This is a genomic window from Haloarcula sp. CBA1129 (assembly GCF_008729015.1).
GTDB lineage: Archaea > Halobacteriota > Halobacteria > Halobacteriales > Haloarculaceae > Haloarcula.
The window spans coordinates 665,460-680,911 of record NZ_RKSM01000001.1 but is presented as its reverse complement, the minus strand read 5'-3'; the positions used below and the strand labels follow the sequence as shown (position 1 = coordinate 680,911).

The 15,452-nt window shown below is 64.1% G+C and carries 19 protein-coding genes; 14 read left to right on the top strand and 5 right to left on the bottom strand.

Annotation, left to right across the window (positions count from 1 at the left end; all coding sequences use genetic code 11):
- Positions 1–49 precede the first annotated feature (49 nt).
- The 6 genes from Har1129_RS03370 (at position 50) to Har1129_RS03345 (ending at position 4,685) form a co-directional block, all read left to right on the top strand.
- Entirely contained in the window at positions 50–253 is a 204-nt protein-coding gene (locus Har1129_RS03370) for a hypothetical protein (protein WP_151102077.1), read from the top strand.
- Positions 254–323: 70 nt separating this feature from the next.
- Entirely contained in the window at positions 324–551 is a 228-nt protein-coding gene (locus Har1129_RS03365; protein ID WP_004592831.1) for a hypothetical protein, read from the top strand.
- A 67-nt stretch (positions 552–618) separates the two neighbouring features.
- Positions 619–1,050: an SRPBCC family protein gene (locus Har1129_RS03360; RefSeq protein ID WP_151099377.1), complete on the top strand. Its 432-nt coding sequence runs from the start codon at positions 619–621 to the stop codon at positions 1,048–1,050.
- Positions 1,047–1,865, top strand: coding sequence for a carbon-nitrogen family hydrolase (locus Har1129_RS03355; protein ID WP_151099376.1), 819 nt, complete (start codon positions 1,047–1,049; stop codon positions 1,863–1,865). The genes Har1129_RS03360 and Har1129_RS03355 overlap by 4 nt, the downstream gene beginning before the upstream one ends.
- A gap of 78 nt (positions 1,866–1,943) precedes the next feature.
- Positions 1,944–2,954: a DUF4349 domain-containing protein gene (locus tag Har1129_RS03350; protein ID WP_151099375.1), complete on the top strand. Its 1,011-nt coding sequence runs from the start codon at positions 1,944–1,946 to the stop codon at positions 2,952–2,954.
- A 318-nt stretch (positions 2,955–3,272) separates the two neighbouring features.
- Positions 3,273–4,685 (top strand): HTTM domain-containing protein, encoded by a 1,413-nt coding sequence (locus Har1129_RS03345; protein WP_151099374.1) that lies wholly within the window; start codon positions 3,273–3,275, stop codon positions 4,683–4,685.
- 29 nt (positions 4,686–4,714) lie between these two features.
- On the opposite strand, the gene Har1129_RS03340 is transcribed toward Har1129_RS03345, so the two are convergent.
- Positions 4,715–6,832, bottom strand: a complete 2,118-nt coding sequence (locus tag Har1129_RS03340; RefSeq protein ID WP_151099373.1) for an AAA family ATPase — start codon at positions 6,830–6,832, stop codon at positions 4,715–4,717.
- Positions 6,833–6,917: 85 nt separating this feature from the next.
- On the opposite strand from Har1129_RS03340, the gene Har1129_RS21140 reads away from it, so the two are divergent.
- Entirely contained in the window at positions 6,918–7,052 is a 135-nt protein-coding gene (locus Har1129_RS21140) for a hypothetical protein (protein WP_004517924.1), read from the top strand.
- Positions 7,053–7,091: 39 nt separating this feature from the next.
- Here the strand turns inward: Har1129_RS21140 and Har1129_RS03335 are convergent, their stop codons facing one another.
- Positions 7,092–7,517: a DUF5796 family protein gene (locus tag Har1129_RS03335; protein ID WP_151099372.1), complete on the bottom strand. Its 426-nt coding sequence runs from the start codon at positions 7,515–7,517 to the stop codon at positions 7,092–7,094.
- A 123-nt stretch (positions 7,518–7,640) separates the two neighbouring features.
- Between Har1129_RS03335 and Har1129_RS03330 the strand changes: the two genes are divergently transcribed.
- The gene (locus Har1129_RS03330) at positions 7,641–9,185 is read left to right on the top strand and encodes an alkaline phosphatase family protein (RefSeq protein WP_151099371.1); all 1,545 of its coding nucleotides are present in this window, start codon (positions 7,641–7,643) and stop codon (positions 9,183–9,185) included.
- A gap of 75 nt (positions 9,186–9,260) precedes the next feature.
- On the top strand, positions 9,261–9,791 hold the full coding sequence (locus Har1129_RS03325) for an Rrf2 family transcriptional regulator (protein WP_151099370.1): 531 nt from the start codon (positions 9,261–9,263) through the stop codon (positions 9,789–9,791).
- 49 nt (positions 9,792–9,840) lie between these two features.
- Here the strand turns inward: Har1129_RS03325 and Har1129_RS03320 are convergent, their stop codons facing one another.
- Positions 9,841–10,791 carry a zinc-dependent metalloprotease gene (locus tag Har1129_RS03320; protein ID WP_151099369.1) on the bottom strand — a complete coding sequence of 317 codons (951 nt, stop codon included), beginning with the start codon at positions 10,789–10,791 and terminating at the stop codon, positions 9,841–9,843.
- Between the two features lie 96 nt (positions 10,792–10,887).
- Positions 10,888–11,172, bottom strand: a complete 285-nt coding sequence (locus Har1129_RS03315; protein ID WP_151099368.1) for a hypothetical protein — start codon at positions 11,170–11,172, stop codon at positions 10,888–10,890.
- Positions 11,173–11,286: 114 nt separating this feature from the next.
- Between Har1129_RS03315 and Har1129_RS03310 the strand changes: the two genes are divergently transcribed.
- The 5 genes from Har1129_RS03310 to Har1129_RS03290 all read left to right on the top strand — a co-directional run bounded on the left by Har1129_RS03310 (position 11,287) and on the right by Har1129_RS03290 (position 14,845).
- The gene (locus tag Har1129_RS03310) at positions 11,287–12,345 is read left to right on the top strand and encodes a M20/M25/M40 family metallo-hydrolase (protein ID WP_151099367.1); all 1,059 of its coding nucleotides are present in this window, start codon (positions 11,287–11,289) and stop codon (positions 12,343–12,345) included.
- Positions 12,346–12,418: 73 nt separating this feature from the next.
- Positions 12,419–12,601: an LSM domain-containing protein gene (locus Har1129_RS03305; protein WP_004517917.1), complete on the top strand. Its 183-nt coding sequence runs from the start codon at positions 12,419–12,421 to the stop codon at positions 12,599–12,601.
- Positions 12,598–12,771, top strand: coding sequence for a 50S ribosomal protein L37e (locus tag Har1129_RS03300; RefSeq protein WP_004517916.1), 174 nt, complete (start codon positions 12,598–12,600; stop codon positions 12,769–12,771). The genes Har1129_RS03305 and Har1129_RS03300 overlap by 4 nt, the downstream gene beginning before the upstream one ends.
- 14 nt (positions 12,772–12,785) lie before the next feature.
- Positions 12,786–14,228, top strand: a complete 1,443-nt coding sequence (gene purF, locus Har1129_RS03295; RefSeq protein WP_151099366.1) for an amidophosphoribosyltransferase — start codon at positions 12,786–12,788, stop codon at positions 14,226–14,228.
- Positions 14,229–14,284: 56 nt separating this feature from the next.
- Positions 14,285–14,845, top strand: a complete 561-nt coding sequence (locus Har1129_RS03290; protein WP_151099365.1) for a GNAT family N-acetyltransferase — start codon at positions 14,285–14,287, stop codon at positions 14,843–14,845.
- Positions 14,846–14,848: 3 nt separating this feature from the next.
- On the opposite strand, the gene Har1129_RS03285 is transcribed toward Har1129_RS03290, so the two are convergent.
- Entirely contained in the window at positions 14,849–15,409 is a 561-nt protein-coding gene (locus Har1129_RS03285; protein WP_151099364.1) for a DUF420 domain-containing protein, read from the bottom strand.
- Positions 15,410–15,452 lie beyond the last annotated feature (43 nt).

Sequence of the window (15,452 nt, the reverse complement as noted above, 5' to 3'; positions counted from 1 at the left end):
GGCAACACCGAAAGCGTCGTACATGAGTTCCAAGGCGTCCAAAAGCGACATGGGAACGGGCTTGGCCCTGCTGTTCGGGTTCGTTTCGGTCGGTGCGGCCGTGGTCACAGCAACCAACAGCTACAATTACGCGATCCGTCACGCACAGGAACTTGAGACCGGGAACCTCCTCGTGACTTCGGGCGGCGCGTTCGGACTCGCGATGCTGGCCGCGGCCGTGGCTATCGTGGCGATTCACGCCTACGACGCCTGATTGCGACGCATAGTATCAGTCGAGAGACTGTGAAGGGAACCGTTAAAAACGCTGAGACCGTATCTCTGGTATGGCCGATTACAGCGAGGAAGACCGACGCATTCTCGAATATCTCCGGGACAGCGTCTCGCGTGGGGAGAGCTACTTCCGCGCGAAGAACATCGCTGAGCAGCTCGGCCTCTCGTCGAAGCAAGTGGGAGCACGGCTGCCCCGCTTAGCTGAAGAGGCCGACGAGGTCGAGATCGAGAAGTGGGGGCGGGCACGGTCGACGACGTGGCGTGTCACGCCGACTGGATAGCCGGCACCGGGTTTTCGGCACTGCGACAATCGGTGGATTCATCGGCCAGCAGTCCTCAGTACTTCCCATGACTGTCCGGGCCGAGCGAACGATGACTGTGCCGGCCACACCGGAGCGTGTCTGGGAATTCATCACCGACCCTGATAAACGAGCCCGGCCGATTAGTGTTGTCACAGACTGGGAGATAATCGACGATACGCACGCGAACTGGTCGATCGAACTCCCGATACCGGTGGTCAGCCAGACGATGACGGTGAAAACCGAAGACGTCGAACAGCGCCGCCCGGAGTACGCTCGCTTCATCGGTCGCTCGAAAGTGATGACCGTCCAAGGCGAACACGAACTCGAGGAAACGGATGACGGCGGCACGCAACTGACAAACCGGTTCATCGTCGACGGCAAACTCCCCGGCGTCGAGCGGTTTTTCAAGCGGAACCTCGACGACGAGATGCAGAACCTCGAACAGGCGCTGCGGGACGACCTCGAAGTCGAAGCATGAGACTCACGCTTGCCCAGATAGACGTCTCATCGGACTCGGTGGCCGAGAACGTCGGCCGCGCAACGACCGCGATCAGGGATGCGGCCGCGGACGGCGCGGACCTCGTCGTGCTCCCGGAACTGTTCAACGTCGGCTACTTCGCGTTCGACCGCTACGCCCGCGAGGCCGAAGGGCTGGACGGCGAGACACTCAGCCGGGTCCGCAGCGTCGCCGCGGAGCAAGACGTTGCGGTGCTGGCCGGCAGCATTGTCGAGGACCTCGAAGCCAGCGCCGACAGCGGGTTCGACGTACCAACCCCAGAAGGACTGGCGAACACAGCCGTGTTCTTCGACCGTGACGGGGAGCGCCGGGCGGTGTACCGCAAGCATCACCTGTTCGGCTACGATTCCGCCGAATCACAGTTGCTCGAAGCCGGCCGGACAATTCCGACTGTCGACTTCGAGGGATTTACCGTCGGCATTACCACCTGTTACGACCTCCGATTCCCGGAGCTGTACCGCCATCTCGTCGACGAGGGGGTGACGCTGACGCTCGTTCCCAGCGCGTGGCCCTATCCGCGCGTCGAACACTGGAAACTGTTCGGTCGCGCTCGCGCCGTCGAGAACCAGCTGTACGTCGCCGCCGCTAACGGCGTCGGGCAGTTCGAGGACGCGGAGCTGCTGGGCCGGTCGACGGTGTATGACCCGTGGGGAACGACGCTTGCCAGTGCCGACGACGACCCGGCATTGGTGACCGCCACCCTCGACCCCGCTCGCGTCGATCAGATTCGCGAGGAGTTCCCAGCGCTTGCCGACCGCCGGGCGGATTGGGCGTAACTGCAATCGTCGTTTTACAAAAAGCGGTCTTTGAGCGTACGCTGTCATTATACCCCTCTCAGGACGAGTACTCCCCGTATGGCTTCGCGAATCAGGGTCCTCGCTGTCGTCGGTCTCCTCCTCCTCGCCGGCTGTGCCGGTCTGGGCGGAAGCGGCGATGCAAGCGAGGCACAGGGCGGCGGTGACGGCGCACAGATGTCGAGCGGCGGCGACGGGTCGAGCCAGCCCGTCAAGGCAGATGCCACGGCGAACACCGGTGAGAGCGGGGATATTCAGGCCGGCGACGCCGCGGCGGACCGGGCCATCATTCGCAACGGGCGGATGGTCGTCGAGGTGAAGAACTACTCCACGACAGCCGATGCAGTCGCCGCCCGCGCTCGGACGTCCGGCGGGTACGTGAGCGACTCCAACCGCGAACTCCACCGCAGCGACGGCAAGGCGTGGTACACCGGCTACATCGTCGTCAGAGTGCCAAGCGAGGAGTACGAACCGACGCAGTCGATGGTGCGCGAGCAGGGGACGGTCCGCTCCGAGGAGACCACGACGAAGGATGTCACCGACCAACTGGTCGACCTCGAAGCGCGGCTGACCAACCTCCGGGAGCGCCGTGACCGACTGCGGACCTTCTATGAGCAGGCAAACAGCACGGAGGAACTGCTCCGCATCGAGGAGGAGCTATCGTCGGTCCAGAGCGACATCGAGCGACTGGAGGCCAAGAAGCGTTCGCTCGAACAGCGGGTGGCCTACTCGACGCTGCGTGTCGAGATTCACGAGCCAGCGCCGGAGCCGTCGGCTCAGCAAGTGCCGTACCACGAACGGTCGCTGGTCTCGGCGTTTCTCTCGTCGGTGACTGACGTGTACGTGTTCACCCGCGGCTTGCTCGTGACTGCCGCGAGCCTCGCGCCGTGGCTCGTCGTCCTCGCCGTCCCAGTCGTCGGTGGTCGACGACTTCTTCGGAGTCGGTCACTCCCGCTACTTGGCCGACGTGATGAGTCGGAGTCTCCCACAGAGAGTGTGGGCGGAGATGACGGCCCACAGCAGGGACCCGCTGAGGAACTGGCTGAGGAGTCGCCGGACGACGACGCGTAGCTGCAACCCGACACCGGGCCTTTTTTGCGTGTGCACTCGCTACGAGTAGCTGCCGGCAAGGCGCTTTTCACGTCGATGCCGGCGCTAACGCCCGTCTCGCTGCTCGGCCACTCGGCGTCGCTCGTCCGCCAAGGCTGTCCGGACAGCCTTTTACTCCTCTCCCGGAGTCGACCCTTTCGCCTCTCCTCGCCTTTCTCGCCCGCCAGTCACTCGCTTACTACTAACTCCGTATTTGTCGCGGACAATAGGGATGCTAGTCAGATAGTATATTACTGTAGAGTGATAAGACTTATTCCGGACCCGGTTAGCCGGATTGCTATGAACCTCTCTCAGTCATTATGGGAGATTCGTGGCGGTCTTCGTCGCCGGTTCGCCGTTGATCCGCGAGCGCTTGCCGTGTTTCGGATGGTCCTCGGACTGTGTCTCATCGTCGATGTATTCTCCCGACTCACGCACCTGACCGCATTTTACACGGCCAGTGGTGCGCTCCCACGGCCGGTCCTCCAGCAGCTATACCCGTCTGTGACACCGTATTCGCTACTGACAGTCTCGGGGACTGCTTGGGTCCAGTTCGGACTGTTCGTCGTGACAGGACTGGCAGGGGTCGCGCTACTGCTCGGCTACCGACCGCGCCTATCTGCGCTGCTCTCACTCGTGTTACTGGTGTCCATTCACATTCGAAACCCGTTCGTTCTCAACGCAGGTGATACCCTGCTTCGGCGGCTCCTGTTCTGGAGCCTGTTGCTCCCGCTGGGAACCGCCTCATTCTCATCAGTCGGAGAGTCAGAGGCAGGACCCATCGCGACCGCCGCAACGGTGGGGACACTGCTACAGGTGGTGGCCGTTTACAGTACGAACGCGCTCGTGAAGCTCCGCGGGGACCGTTGGCTCGATGGGACCGCTGTGCGGTACGTGTTCGAACTCGACCACATCACCATCGGACTCGGGAACGCCTTGGGGGGATGGCCGCTCCTCTTGACCGTATTGGACTGGACGTGGCTCGCGATGCTCGTCGGTGCGCCGTTGTTGATTCTCCTGACGGGACGCCGCCGGACGGTTCTGACCGTCGGGTTCATTGGCGCGCATCTCTGTATGGCCACGGTGCTTCGCTTGGGGCCGTTTCCACTGATCTGTATCAGCGGGCTGCTCCTGTTTCTCCCGCCTGATGTCTGGGAGACGCTCTCCCGAGCCGTCCCTGAAACAGTCCCTTCGCTGCGCTTCCATCGGCCGCGGCGCTCCGTCACTACTGCACTTCCTGCTCGTTCAGTGGTATCCGGGGTTGCCGTACTCGCGGTCATCACCCTGCTCACGATCAACGCTGTCGCGGTGGGGTTCGTCGATGCACCCGCTGGAACCCCGGACCGCGTCGAAGACCGGAGCTGGGATATGTTCGCGCCGGCACCGAGCGAACAGACGTGGTGGTACGTCGCCCCTGCGACGCTGGACTCTGGGACCCGGATAGACGCGCTCACCGGCGGCCCGGTCGATACCACCCGACCAGCCGACGCGGCGAGCCGGTTTCCGGGGATGCGATGGAAGAAATTCCTCGGTGACACGCGCCACAGGCCGCAACTCAGGCGGGCACTGGCGACGTACTTCTGCACGCGGTGGAACCGAACTCACGACGACAGAATGGAACGCGTCACGCTTGCGTTCATGACCGAACGAACGCGATTCAATGCGTCTGAGCGTGTCGAACGGACGACGCTGGGGACCTACGAATGCGCCTGAAACGAGACGACCGCCCGCTGACCTCGGGCCTACCGCTCTCGCTCGCGGTCCAGCGCTTCTCGGAAGTGTTCGGGCGTAATCTCCACTTCATCAGCGTTCTCGGTGGCCTCCTCAGGGCCGTATGCGGACGCGACTTCCCGAATCGCTAACATCGACGCCTCGCGGACGACGGCCTCCAGCTGTGCGCCGGAGAACTCCCCTGTCTCTGCCGCGAGCTCTTCGAGAGACACGGCCTCAGCGAGTGGTTTGCCCTCGGTGTGGACGGCGAGAATCTCTTCGCGGGCTGCCCGGTCGGGGTTCGGGACCTCGACGTGCTGTTCGAGACGGCCCGGTCGCAACAGCGCGTCGTCAATCATGTCCCGGCGGTTTGTCGCGGCCAGCACGACCAGATTGGGGTTCTCCGTGATGCCATCCAGTTCCGCCAGCAGCTGTGAGACGACGCGCTCGGTGACCTCGTTGCCCTGCCCGCGGTGACTGGCGATGGCGTCGATCTCGTCGAGGAAAATAATGCTCGGCGCGGTCTGGCGGGCGCGCTCGAACAGTTCCCGCACAGCTTCCTCGCTTTCCCCGACGTAGCGGTCCATGATTTCGGGGCCGGCGACGTGGATGAAGTTCACGTCGCTCTCGCCGGCGACAGCCCGAGCGAGCAGCGTCTTGCCGGTCCCCGGCGGGCCATACAGGAGGATGCCACTCGGCGGATCGGTGTTAGTCGCGGTGAACAGCTCGCCGTACGACAGCGGCCACTCGATGGTCTCGGTCAGCGTCTGTTTGACCTCTGACAGCCCGCCCACGTCGTCGAAGGTCGCGCTCGGCGACTCGGCGACGTACTCCCGCATCGCGCTCGGGTCGACCGTGGCGAGTGCGCTCTCGAAGTCCTCGCGGTGGACATCGCCGTCGTCGCGGTCAGCCCGGAGCGCGGCCATCGCGGCCTCGGTAGTCAGCGACGCGAGGTCCGCCCCCACGAAGCCGTGGGTTTGTGCGGCGATGCGGTCGAGGTCCACGTCCTCGTGCAGCGGCATGTCCCGCGTGGTGACATCCAGAATCTCGCGGCGGCCGTGCTCGCCGGGCACGCCGATTTCGATCTCGCGGTCGAAGCGGCCGCCGCGGCGCAGCGCCGGGTCGATGGCGTCGACGCGGTTCGTCGCGCCGATGACGACGACCCGGCCTCGGTCTTCGAGGCCGTCCATCAGCGTGAGCAACTGAGCGACGACGCGGTTCTCCATGTCGGCGTCCTCGTCGCGGGAGCCGGCGATGGAGTCGATCTCGTCGACGAAGAGGATTGCCGGTGCGTTCGCCTCGGCTTTCTCGAAGGCCTCCCGCAGGCGCTCCTCGCTTTCGCCCTTGTACTTCGAGACGATTTCGGGGCCGGAGATGGTGTCGAAGTAGGCGTCGACCTCGTTTGCCACCGCCCGCGCGATGAGGGTTTTCCCCGTTCCGGGCGGACCGTGCAGGAGGACGCCGCTTGGCGGGTCGATACCCAGACGGCGGAACTCCTCGGGTTCGGAGAGTGGCATCTCTATCATCTCGCGGATGCGGTCCAGTTCCTCGTCGAGGCCGCCGATGTCCTCGTAGCTCACCTCGGACTCCGTCTCGGCGGTCGGTGTGTTGGCCGCTGTCGGCTCGCCGGACGACGACTGGCCCCCGTCACTGCCGCCGTCGAGGCCCGGCAGCACCGTGACCGCAGTCGCGTCGGTGACCCGAACGGGCCCCGAGGGCGAGGTCTTGCGGACGAGGAACGTTCCCAACCCCTCGATGTGCGTCCGCTCGTCGGCTTGGATGATCTGGTCGACCAGCCGCTTTCTGACCAGACTCTCGTAGTCCTCGCTGCCCGGCATCGGTTCGACCGGCTGGACGGCAATCTCGGTGGCCTCAGAGACTGATCCGCTAGTCACTGTGACCGTGTCGCCGATATTGACGCCGGCGTTCGCCCGGGTGTCCGAGTCGATGCGGACGAACGAGCCGTCGTCGTCCGCCGGCCAGACTTTCACGACGGTCCTGCCGTCGCCCTCGATGATGACGGGCGACCCGCTCAACACCCCGAGTTCGGTCCGTGCGGACTCCGGCAATCGTGCGATACCGCGCCCGGCGTCGCGCTTGTTCGCACCCTCGACCGTGAGTTCGACACCGGCGTCAGCGGCTCCGCTCATGCCGCCTTCTTGCAATCCGACTCCCTTGAGGGTTCCCGTTGTGTTGCGGGAAAATAATATACGGGCGGCCGTCGGAATTTCAGGTATGGTTGTCCAGACCGAGCGAGACGAGGTCACGTGGTACAAATGCGAGACCTGTGGCCTGATGTTCGACGACCAGAGCGACGCGCGCCAGCACGAGGAGAACTGTGACGACGAAGACCCGTCCTACATCCAGTAACGGTCCTCGCCCCGCGGTCACGCCCGCCCCACCACAGAGTTACGCCTCGACGATTTCGAAGCTCCGCTCGCCGAGTTCGTCCTCCTCGAAGACGAACACGCGGCCGTTCGTCACGTCGTAGTCCACCTCGACCTCCGTTCGCATCTGATTGTCCCGGACCGTGACCCCCGGGAACAGTTCGTCTTTTTCGCCGTCATCAAGGATGACCCGTCCGACACCTGTCTCTTCGAGGATGTCATCGTGCGTGCGCAGGTCGTTGACGTACACGAGGATACCAGACGTCTCCGTCTCGTCGGTTATCAGGACGTGTGTGTCTTTCCCCGGCGCTGTCTGGATACTCCCCTCGACCGTCGTTGGGACGCCGTGATAGAACGCCTGACGACCGTCGAGGTACTCCACGACGACGCCGTCCTCGGTCAGCTCGACCGAGACGGTGTCCGGTGCGATGTCCGACCGGTTGCTCATACTGCCAGTTCCGGCGGCGCGCTCAAAAGTGACGCGTTGTTGGTTTCGACCAGCGGTCGCCCGGCGGCCCGCGTCGGCGACGGGTGCGAAAGGGACTAGTGACTCGCCTGTCTCCGTCTCATCATGACGAAGACCCTCGTCGTCGGCCTCGACGGTGCGAGCTGGGAACTGCTTGACCCGTGGATCGAGGCCGGCACGCTCCCGAATCTGGCCGCGCTGCGGGACGCCGGAACATGGGCGGGGACGCGGAGCTGTCTGCCGCCCGTGACCTTCCCGAACTGGAAGTGCTACTCCTCGGGCAAGGACCCCGGAGGGTTCGGCGTCTTCTGGTTCGAGAACGTCGACCTCGCCGCGGGTGAAATCAACGTGATGAACGGCGGCGACTACGACACCGCCGAGCTGTGGGACTATCTCAACGACGAGGGGCAGTCGGCCGGCGTCGTCAACATGCCGACGATGTACCCCCCGCGGGACATCGACGACTTTGTCGTCGCCGGTGGGCCGGACGCAGTCGAGGGCGAGTACCGCTCGATCAGTTCCGGCTACACGTCGCCGCCGGAACTGGCGGAGGAACTCGAAAGCCGGTTCGATTATAGCGTCCACCCGGACCCGCTGCTGTCCTCGAACGACGAGCGCGGCGCGGAGGTCGAGGCCATTCTGGACCTGCTGGAGACGCGCTTCGAGGTAGCGACCACGCTCATGGACGAACGGGACCTCGATTTCGTCCACGTGACACTGTTCTACCTCAACGTCCTCCATCACTTCTTCTGGGACGACGAGCCGAGCCTGCGCGCGTGGCAGATCGTCGACGAGTGGGTCGGCCGGCTTGAGGACCGCGAGGACCTGAACCTCGTACTGATGTCAGACCACGGCTGTGACGCCACCCAGACGGAATTCTACATCAACGAGTGGCTGGCCGAAAACGGCTATCAAGTCCGGGATACGAGCGTCGACGCCCTCCTCACCCGAATCGGGCTCGACCGCGAGAACCTGCTTGCAGTGGCGAAGCGGGCCGGACTGGTGGACACGCTCGCCCGTATCGTTCCCGAATCCATCCAGCAGTTGGTCCCACAGAAAGACGGTGTCAAACGGGATCGTAAGCTGGAAGCGATTGACCTAGAACGGACCAAAGTCGTCGCGAGCGGACAAGGGCCAGTGTACATCAATCCCCGATTCGACGTCGAATCGGTCCGTGAGTCGCTCATAGCTGACCTCCGCGAAGTCGAGGACGAACACGGCCCGCTATTTACTGACGTGTACAGGGGCGAGGACGTGTACAACGGCCCGTACGTCGACGACGGCCCCGAGGTCGTCGTCGATCAGCGACCGGGCGTCCACGTCAACGATGGCATCGGCGGCGGGACTATCCAGAGCGGTCCGGACCGCTGGGCGGCAGAGAACACGCCCTACGGAATCTTCGTCGCCAGCGGCCCGGATTTCGAGCCACAGGGCGAACTCGACCGTATCAGCATCCTCGATATCGCGCCGACGGTGTTGGCCGCCCACGGCTGTGCCGTCCCGACTGACATGCGCGGCGAGGTCCTCCCGGTGTTCGATGAGGACCCTGCCGTCGGCGAGCGCGACCCGCTTAGTGTCGAGGACGCCCTCGGAAGCGATGACGGCGATGCCGTCGAGGACCGGCTGAAACAACTGGGATACATGGAGTAGCCATCTCCGTGAGAGCGACTGGCGGTGAATGAGTGAACCCAATGGGATAAGTAGCCGCTCCCGATACACTCCGGTATGGTTAGCATCGATCTGAACAACAGCCAGCGAACGATGCTTACGACGCTGGTAAACAGGTATCAACAGACCGGTGAGGCGGTTACCGGCGAGACAATCGCGGAGGAGATCGACCGGAACCCCGGAACGGTGCGGAACCAGATGCAGAGTCTGACCTCGCTGGGGCTTGTCGAGGGGATTCCCGGGCCGACAGGCGGATACAAGCCCACATCCGAGGCTTTCGACGCAATCGACCGCCAGCAGCTAGACGAGGCCGAGAGCGTCGTCGTCGCCCACGACTACGAACGCGTCGACGTCACCGTCGAGGAAATCAACTTCACGAACGTCCACGACCCGGAGAAGTGCCGCGCTCGGTTCCACCTCCAGAGTTCGGTGCAGGACTTCAGCGAGGGACAGGCCGTCATTCTGGGACCAACGCCGATTTCAAAACTCGTCGTCGCCGGGACGGTTGTCGCGGTCGACGAATCGAACAGCGAAATCCTTCTTGATGTCGCGAAAATCGACGCCCCTGTCGAAGAACCGAACAAGTAGGCGATCCGTACAGCCGGCAGGCTGAGACAGTTGCCTCAGGAGTCGTGATTCAGGGGTCGACCCGGTCGATCCACAGCGTCGGCGTCTCTATCTCGTCTTCGGTGGGGAGGGTGTCCGGCGAGTCCCAGACGCGCCCAGCCGCAGCAACGCCGCGAGCGTCGGCGACCGTGTCGAAGAACGCCTTCCCGCGTTCGTACTGCTGGCGTTTCATCCCGAGGCCGAGCAGCCGGCGCATGAGCGACGCGATGGGGCCACGCCCCTGTCGGCGCTCGTCGACTTTCCGCCGCAGGTCGTCGTACTCGTCGTCGAAAGCGCGGTCCATCAGCAGTTCCGCGTACCCCTCGACAGCGGTCATCGTCGTGTCGAGTTCGCCCAGCGTCGCGCGGTCGATGTTGCCGTCGGTGAGATTGTCGATAGCGTCCTCCATCGCCGTTTCGAGGTGGTCGGAGAGCCACGGGGCCGCGCCGAACTCCGCTGCGTGGGTGACCTCGTGGAACGCGATCCAGCGGCGGAAGCGGTCCCGCTCGACGTTCAACTGGTCGGCGACTCGGTGGATGTTGGGGCGCACGAAGTACAGCGCATGGGCGTCGTTGTCCGCAAGCAAGACGGGGTCGTACTGGCCTAAAACGTTGTTTCCGAGGAACGAGAGCGCAACGGCCATCGACCCAGTGTTGACCATGCGCGCGATGCCGGGGATGTACTCGGCCTGCTGTTCGATTGGTTCCATCACGCGGCTGAACGTAGCGACGTTAGCGTCGATCCAGTGGTGGCGGTTCTGGATCTCGACGGTTTCGGGCAGGTCAAAGGCGAGTTCGCCGACCTCCCGGACGCGGTCTCTGGCGTCCCGAACGTCGGTGGCATAGCCGTCGCGTTCGGGCGTCTCGACGGTGAGGTCGCCTGTGTCTGTCGCGCCCTTCGCGGCGTCGGCGACGGCGCCCCAGTCGATGGGGCCATTACCGGTCGCACCGGCGACAGCCTGAACGCTGTGATATAATCCCATACGTCTGAAATGTGGCGGGAGAAAATAGGCCTTCTCCCTGTGAAAACGGCCACCGGCGTTCGGTTCGCGGCCGAGGAAAGCGCGAGACGGAGGCCCTTACAAATCTCCGTCGCTGTCGGCAGCGTCCTCCGACCCGCCGAGATACAGGCGCAGGACGACCGCGACGAGCGCGACAGCACCGAGTACTGCCAGCGCGAGGCGACCGACGCTACGGCCACCGTCGGCCACAGCATCCGACCCATCACTCGATTCGTCCGTCCGGGACCGCGACCACCGCGATTTTCGCTCCGATTCGTCGGCATCGTCGGGAGCGCTGAACGGGGCGTTCGCAGTGAACTCAGCGCCGTCGAGATGCAGTTCGAGGAAGGTGAATTCTGCCATAGTGACAGTTCGACGCCGCGGCTCTTAGCCGTGGCGGTACCAGAGCACCGTTGGAACGGTCCCCGACCGTGCGCCGTCCGCTGTTTTCATGACCATGGGGGAACTATTCCGCGTATGGACACACGACGACGTGATTTTCTGGAATCGCTCCTGACAACGCCCGGCCCGTCGGGGTACGAAGCCGACAGCCAGCGGGTGTGGCTCGACTACGTCAGCGAGTTCGCCGACGAGGTCCGGACGGACGACTACGGTAACGCCGTCGCGAAAGTCGAGGGCGGCGACACGACTGTCGCACTCGCGGGGCACGGCGACGAGATCGGCTTCATCGTGCGGGACTTCACCGACGACGGGTTCGTGAAACTGGGCCGCATCGGCGGCTCGGACAAGACCGTCTCGCGCGGGCAACACGTCACCATTCACACGGCCGACGGCCCTGTCTCGGGCGTCGTGGGGCAGACGGCGATTCACCTCCGGGATTCGGACGACGACTCCGTGCCGGAGATCGCCGAACAGCATGTCGACGTGGGAGCCGAGGACGGCGACGAAGTGGAATCGCTCGTCGACCGCGGCGACCCAGTGACGTTCGTCCAGACGCTGAGCGAACTCGAAAACGGCCGCCTCGCTGCACGGGGGATGGACAACCGCATCGGCATCTGGGCTGCTGCGGAGGGACTCCGCCGTGCGGCAGAAACCGGTGCGGACGCAACGGTGTACGCCGTCTCCACGGTGCAGGAGGAAGTCGGCGTGCAAGGAGCGAAGATGGTCGGGTTCGATCTTGCGCCCGACGTCGCCATTGCGGCTGACGTGACCCACGCGACCGACGCGCCGGGTTCGCCCGGCAAGGCCGACACCGGTGTCGAACTGGGCGACGGGCCGGTCGTTGCCCGCGGGAGCGCAAACCATCCGGTCGGCGTCGACGCGCTCCGCGAGACGAGCGAGGCCGAAGACATCGACATCCAGTTGCAGGCGACGGGGACGCGCACGGGGACTGACGCGGACGCCTTCTACACCTCACGCGGTGGGATCCCGTCGGTCAACGTCGGCCTGCCGAACCGCTACATGCACACGCCGGTCGAGGTCATCGACCCTGACGACCTCGATGCGCTCGCGGACCTGCTGGCCGGCTTCGCCGTTCGAGCGGCCGACCGAGCGCCCTTTAGCGTCGACGTGTAGGACAGCGGGCCAGTGGTTTCTGTCCCACCACGCAAACGGTACGTTTAAGCGGCCATCACTATCCAAACCGTACATGAGTGGACGACCGCTGGATGTACTCGAAGCGTCCCTCGGTGAGACAGTCACCGTACAGCTGAAGGGTGGCGAACTGTTCGAGGGGGAACTCACCGGCTACGACCAACACATGAACCTCGTCGTCGAGGATGAAGACACAACGATTATACGCGGCGATAACGTCGTCTCAATTACTCCATGACTGGCGCAGGAACTCCGAGTCAGGGCAAGAAAAACACCACGACGCACACCAAGTGCCGTCGCTGTGGTGAAAAGTCGTATCACACGAAAAAGAAGGTCTGCTCGTCGTGCGGTTTCGGCAAGTCGGCCAAGCGGCGTGACTACGAGTGGCAGTCGAAAGCGGGCGAATAACACACTCAACACAAATGCACGAGAAGTGCGGCGTTGTTGGCATCTCTTTGGAGGACCGTGACGCCGCCCGACCGCTTTACTACTCCTTATACGCGCTCCAGCACCGCGGTCAGGAATCGGCCGGTATCGTCACCCACGACGGGTTCCAGCAGTACAGCCACGTCGAAATGGGACTCGTCGGTGACGCCTTCGACCCCGGCGACCTGCAATCGCTCAACGGCTCGAACGGCATCGGCCACGTCCGATACCCGACCGCCGGGAGCGTCAACGCCTGCTGTGCCCAGCCGTTCTCCGTCTCGTTCAAATCGGGGTCGCTGGGGCTGTCCCACAACGGGAATCTCGTCAACGCGGACGAGATCGGCGACGAACTGGCGGACCTCGGCCACGCCTTCACCTCGGACGGCGACACCGAGGTCATCGCCCACGACCTCGCGCGCAATCTCTTAGAGGAGGATCTGGTTCGGGCAGTCAAACGGACGATGAACCGCATCCACGGGTCGTACTCGCTGACGATTATGCACGACGAGACGGTCCTCGGCGTGCGTGACCCGCAAGGGAACCGCCCGCTGTGCATCGGCGAACTCGAAGACGGCTACGTGCTGGCCTCCGAGTCGGCCGCCATCGACACGCTCGACGGCGAGCTCATCCGGGACGTCAAGCCCGGCGAACTCGTCGTCCTGCACGCCGACGGGACCGGCTACGACACCTATCAGCTCGTCGAGCCGGAGAACACGGCCCACTGCTTCTTCGAGCACGTCTACTTCGCGCGGCCGGACTCGACCATCGACGAGAACCTCGTCTACGAGGTCCGGCGCGAATTGGGACGGAAACTCTGGGCGGAGTCCGGCGTCGAGTCGGACGTGGTGTTGCCGGTGCCCGACTCTGGGCGCGCGTTCGCCTCCGGCTATGCCGAGGCCGCACAGGACGACGGCTCGGACATCGAGTTCGCCGAGGGGCTGATGAAAAACCGCTACGTCGGCCGGACGTTCATTATGCCGACCCAAGACGAGCGCGAGCGGGCCGTCCGACTGAAACTCAACCCCATCAAGTCGACGATTGAGGGCAAGCGCGTCACCATCATCGACGACTCCATCGTCCGCGGAACCACCTCGACGCAGCTGATTCAGCTGCTGAAGGATGCCGGGGCCGAGGAGGTCCACGTCCGAATCGGCGCGCCGCCTATCGTCGCTCCGTGCTACATGGGCATCGACATGGCCTCCCGCGATGAACTCATCGCCGGGAACCAGTCTGTCGAGGAAATCCGCGATGAAATCGAGGCGGACTCGCTGTCGTATCTCTCTATCGACGCCATCGCGGAGACGTTAGACACGAGCCAGACAGACCTCTGTCTCGGCTGTGTCACCGGGGAGTATCCCTACGATATCGAGGGCGAAGCGACGGACCGCGACGTCGCCCGGCCGGATATCGGCACGCAGTCGAGCCCGGCCGACGACTAGCGTCGTCGGTGCGGGATGTCATCATATATTTGTGCAGTCCGAGAGAGGAGCCGCCCATGCCAGGGCCGTCCTTCCTCGCAACCGACCGAACCGCCCTCCGGTCCCCGGAGCGAGACGATCTCGACTGGATACAGCGCGTCTTTCACGACGAGAAGGTCTGGGGACTGGGCACGTACGCCCGCCCCCCGACCAGCGATCAGATGGAGACCTTCTACGAGGAGACGCTCTCCGATGAGGACTCGGTCCATCTGCTGATCTGTGTCGACCCGGCTGGAAGTCCCGGCGCAGTCGAGGACCGAACCGAGCCAGTTGGACTTGTGGCCATGACAGACCACGACCCGGAGCGGGGCACAGCCGAACTGGCCTACTGGCTCGACCCGGACGCTTGGGGCGAGGGGTACGCCACTGAGGCGGCGGGCAGGCTGGTCCGATACGGCTTCGATCAGCGGGCGCTCCGGAAGTGGTCGGCAAAGATCGTGGGCGGAAACAATCGCTCCGTCGCAGTGGTCGAACGACTGGGGTTCACGAAGGAAGGGACCCACCGGGAGGAGTGGTATCTCGACGGCGGGTGGCGCGATATGCTGTGGTTCGGCCTGCTCCGAACAGAGCGTGACTGAGGCTTACCACACCAGATACAGCATCGTGTACACGGCGATACCCATCGAGAAGGAGATCAGCCACAGTCCCGCGGCCAGCTTGCCGGCCCGCGGGTGGTTCGTCGACGGCAGTTCCGAGACCGGGTACGTGTACGCCAGTAGCAAGACGTAGTACACCGCCGGGATGGCGATGATGGCAAGCAAGATATGCACGGCGAGAAACGGCAGGTAGAAGTAGGTCTCGACGACCGACGGGCCGGTGAAGTCCGTCGGCCCGACGAGCGTTATCCGGTAGAGGTACAGCACGAGAAACAGGGCGAACAGACCAAAGGAAGAGAGCATCAGTTTCCGGTGCTGGGCGACATCTCCGCGGCGGATCGCTCGGATACCGCCGACGATTGTTCCGATAGCGAGGGCGCTGACCACGGCGTTGGCGTGTGGGATCGCCCCGAGAACGCTCGCGGGAGCGGCGGGGAGAGCCGACTGTGGAATCGCCCCGAGAACGGCCCCGAACACGAGCGCGAGCGACACGACCGTCAACAGGCCAGTGAGTGCTGGCACGCGATACCGAGCCTGAAGGTCCATACCACAGCTCCGGACTGGACGCAAAATACGGTTTCGAGTCACG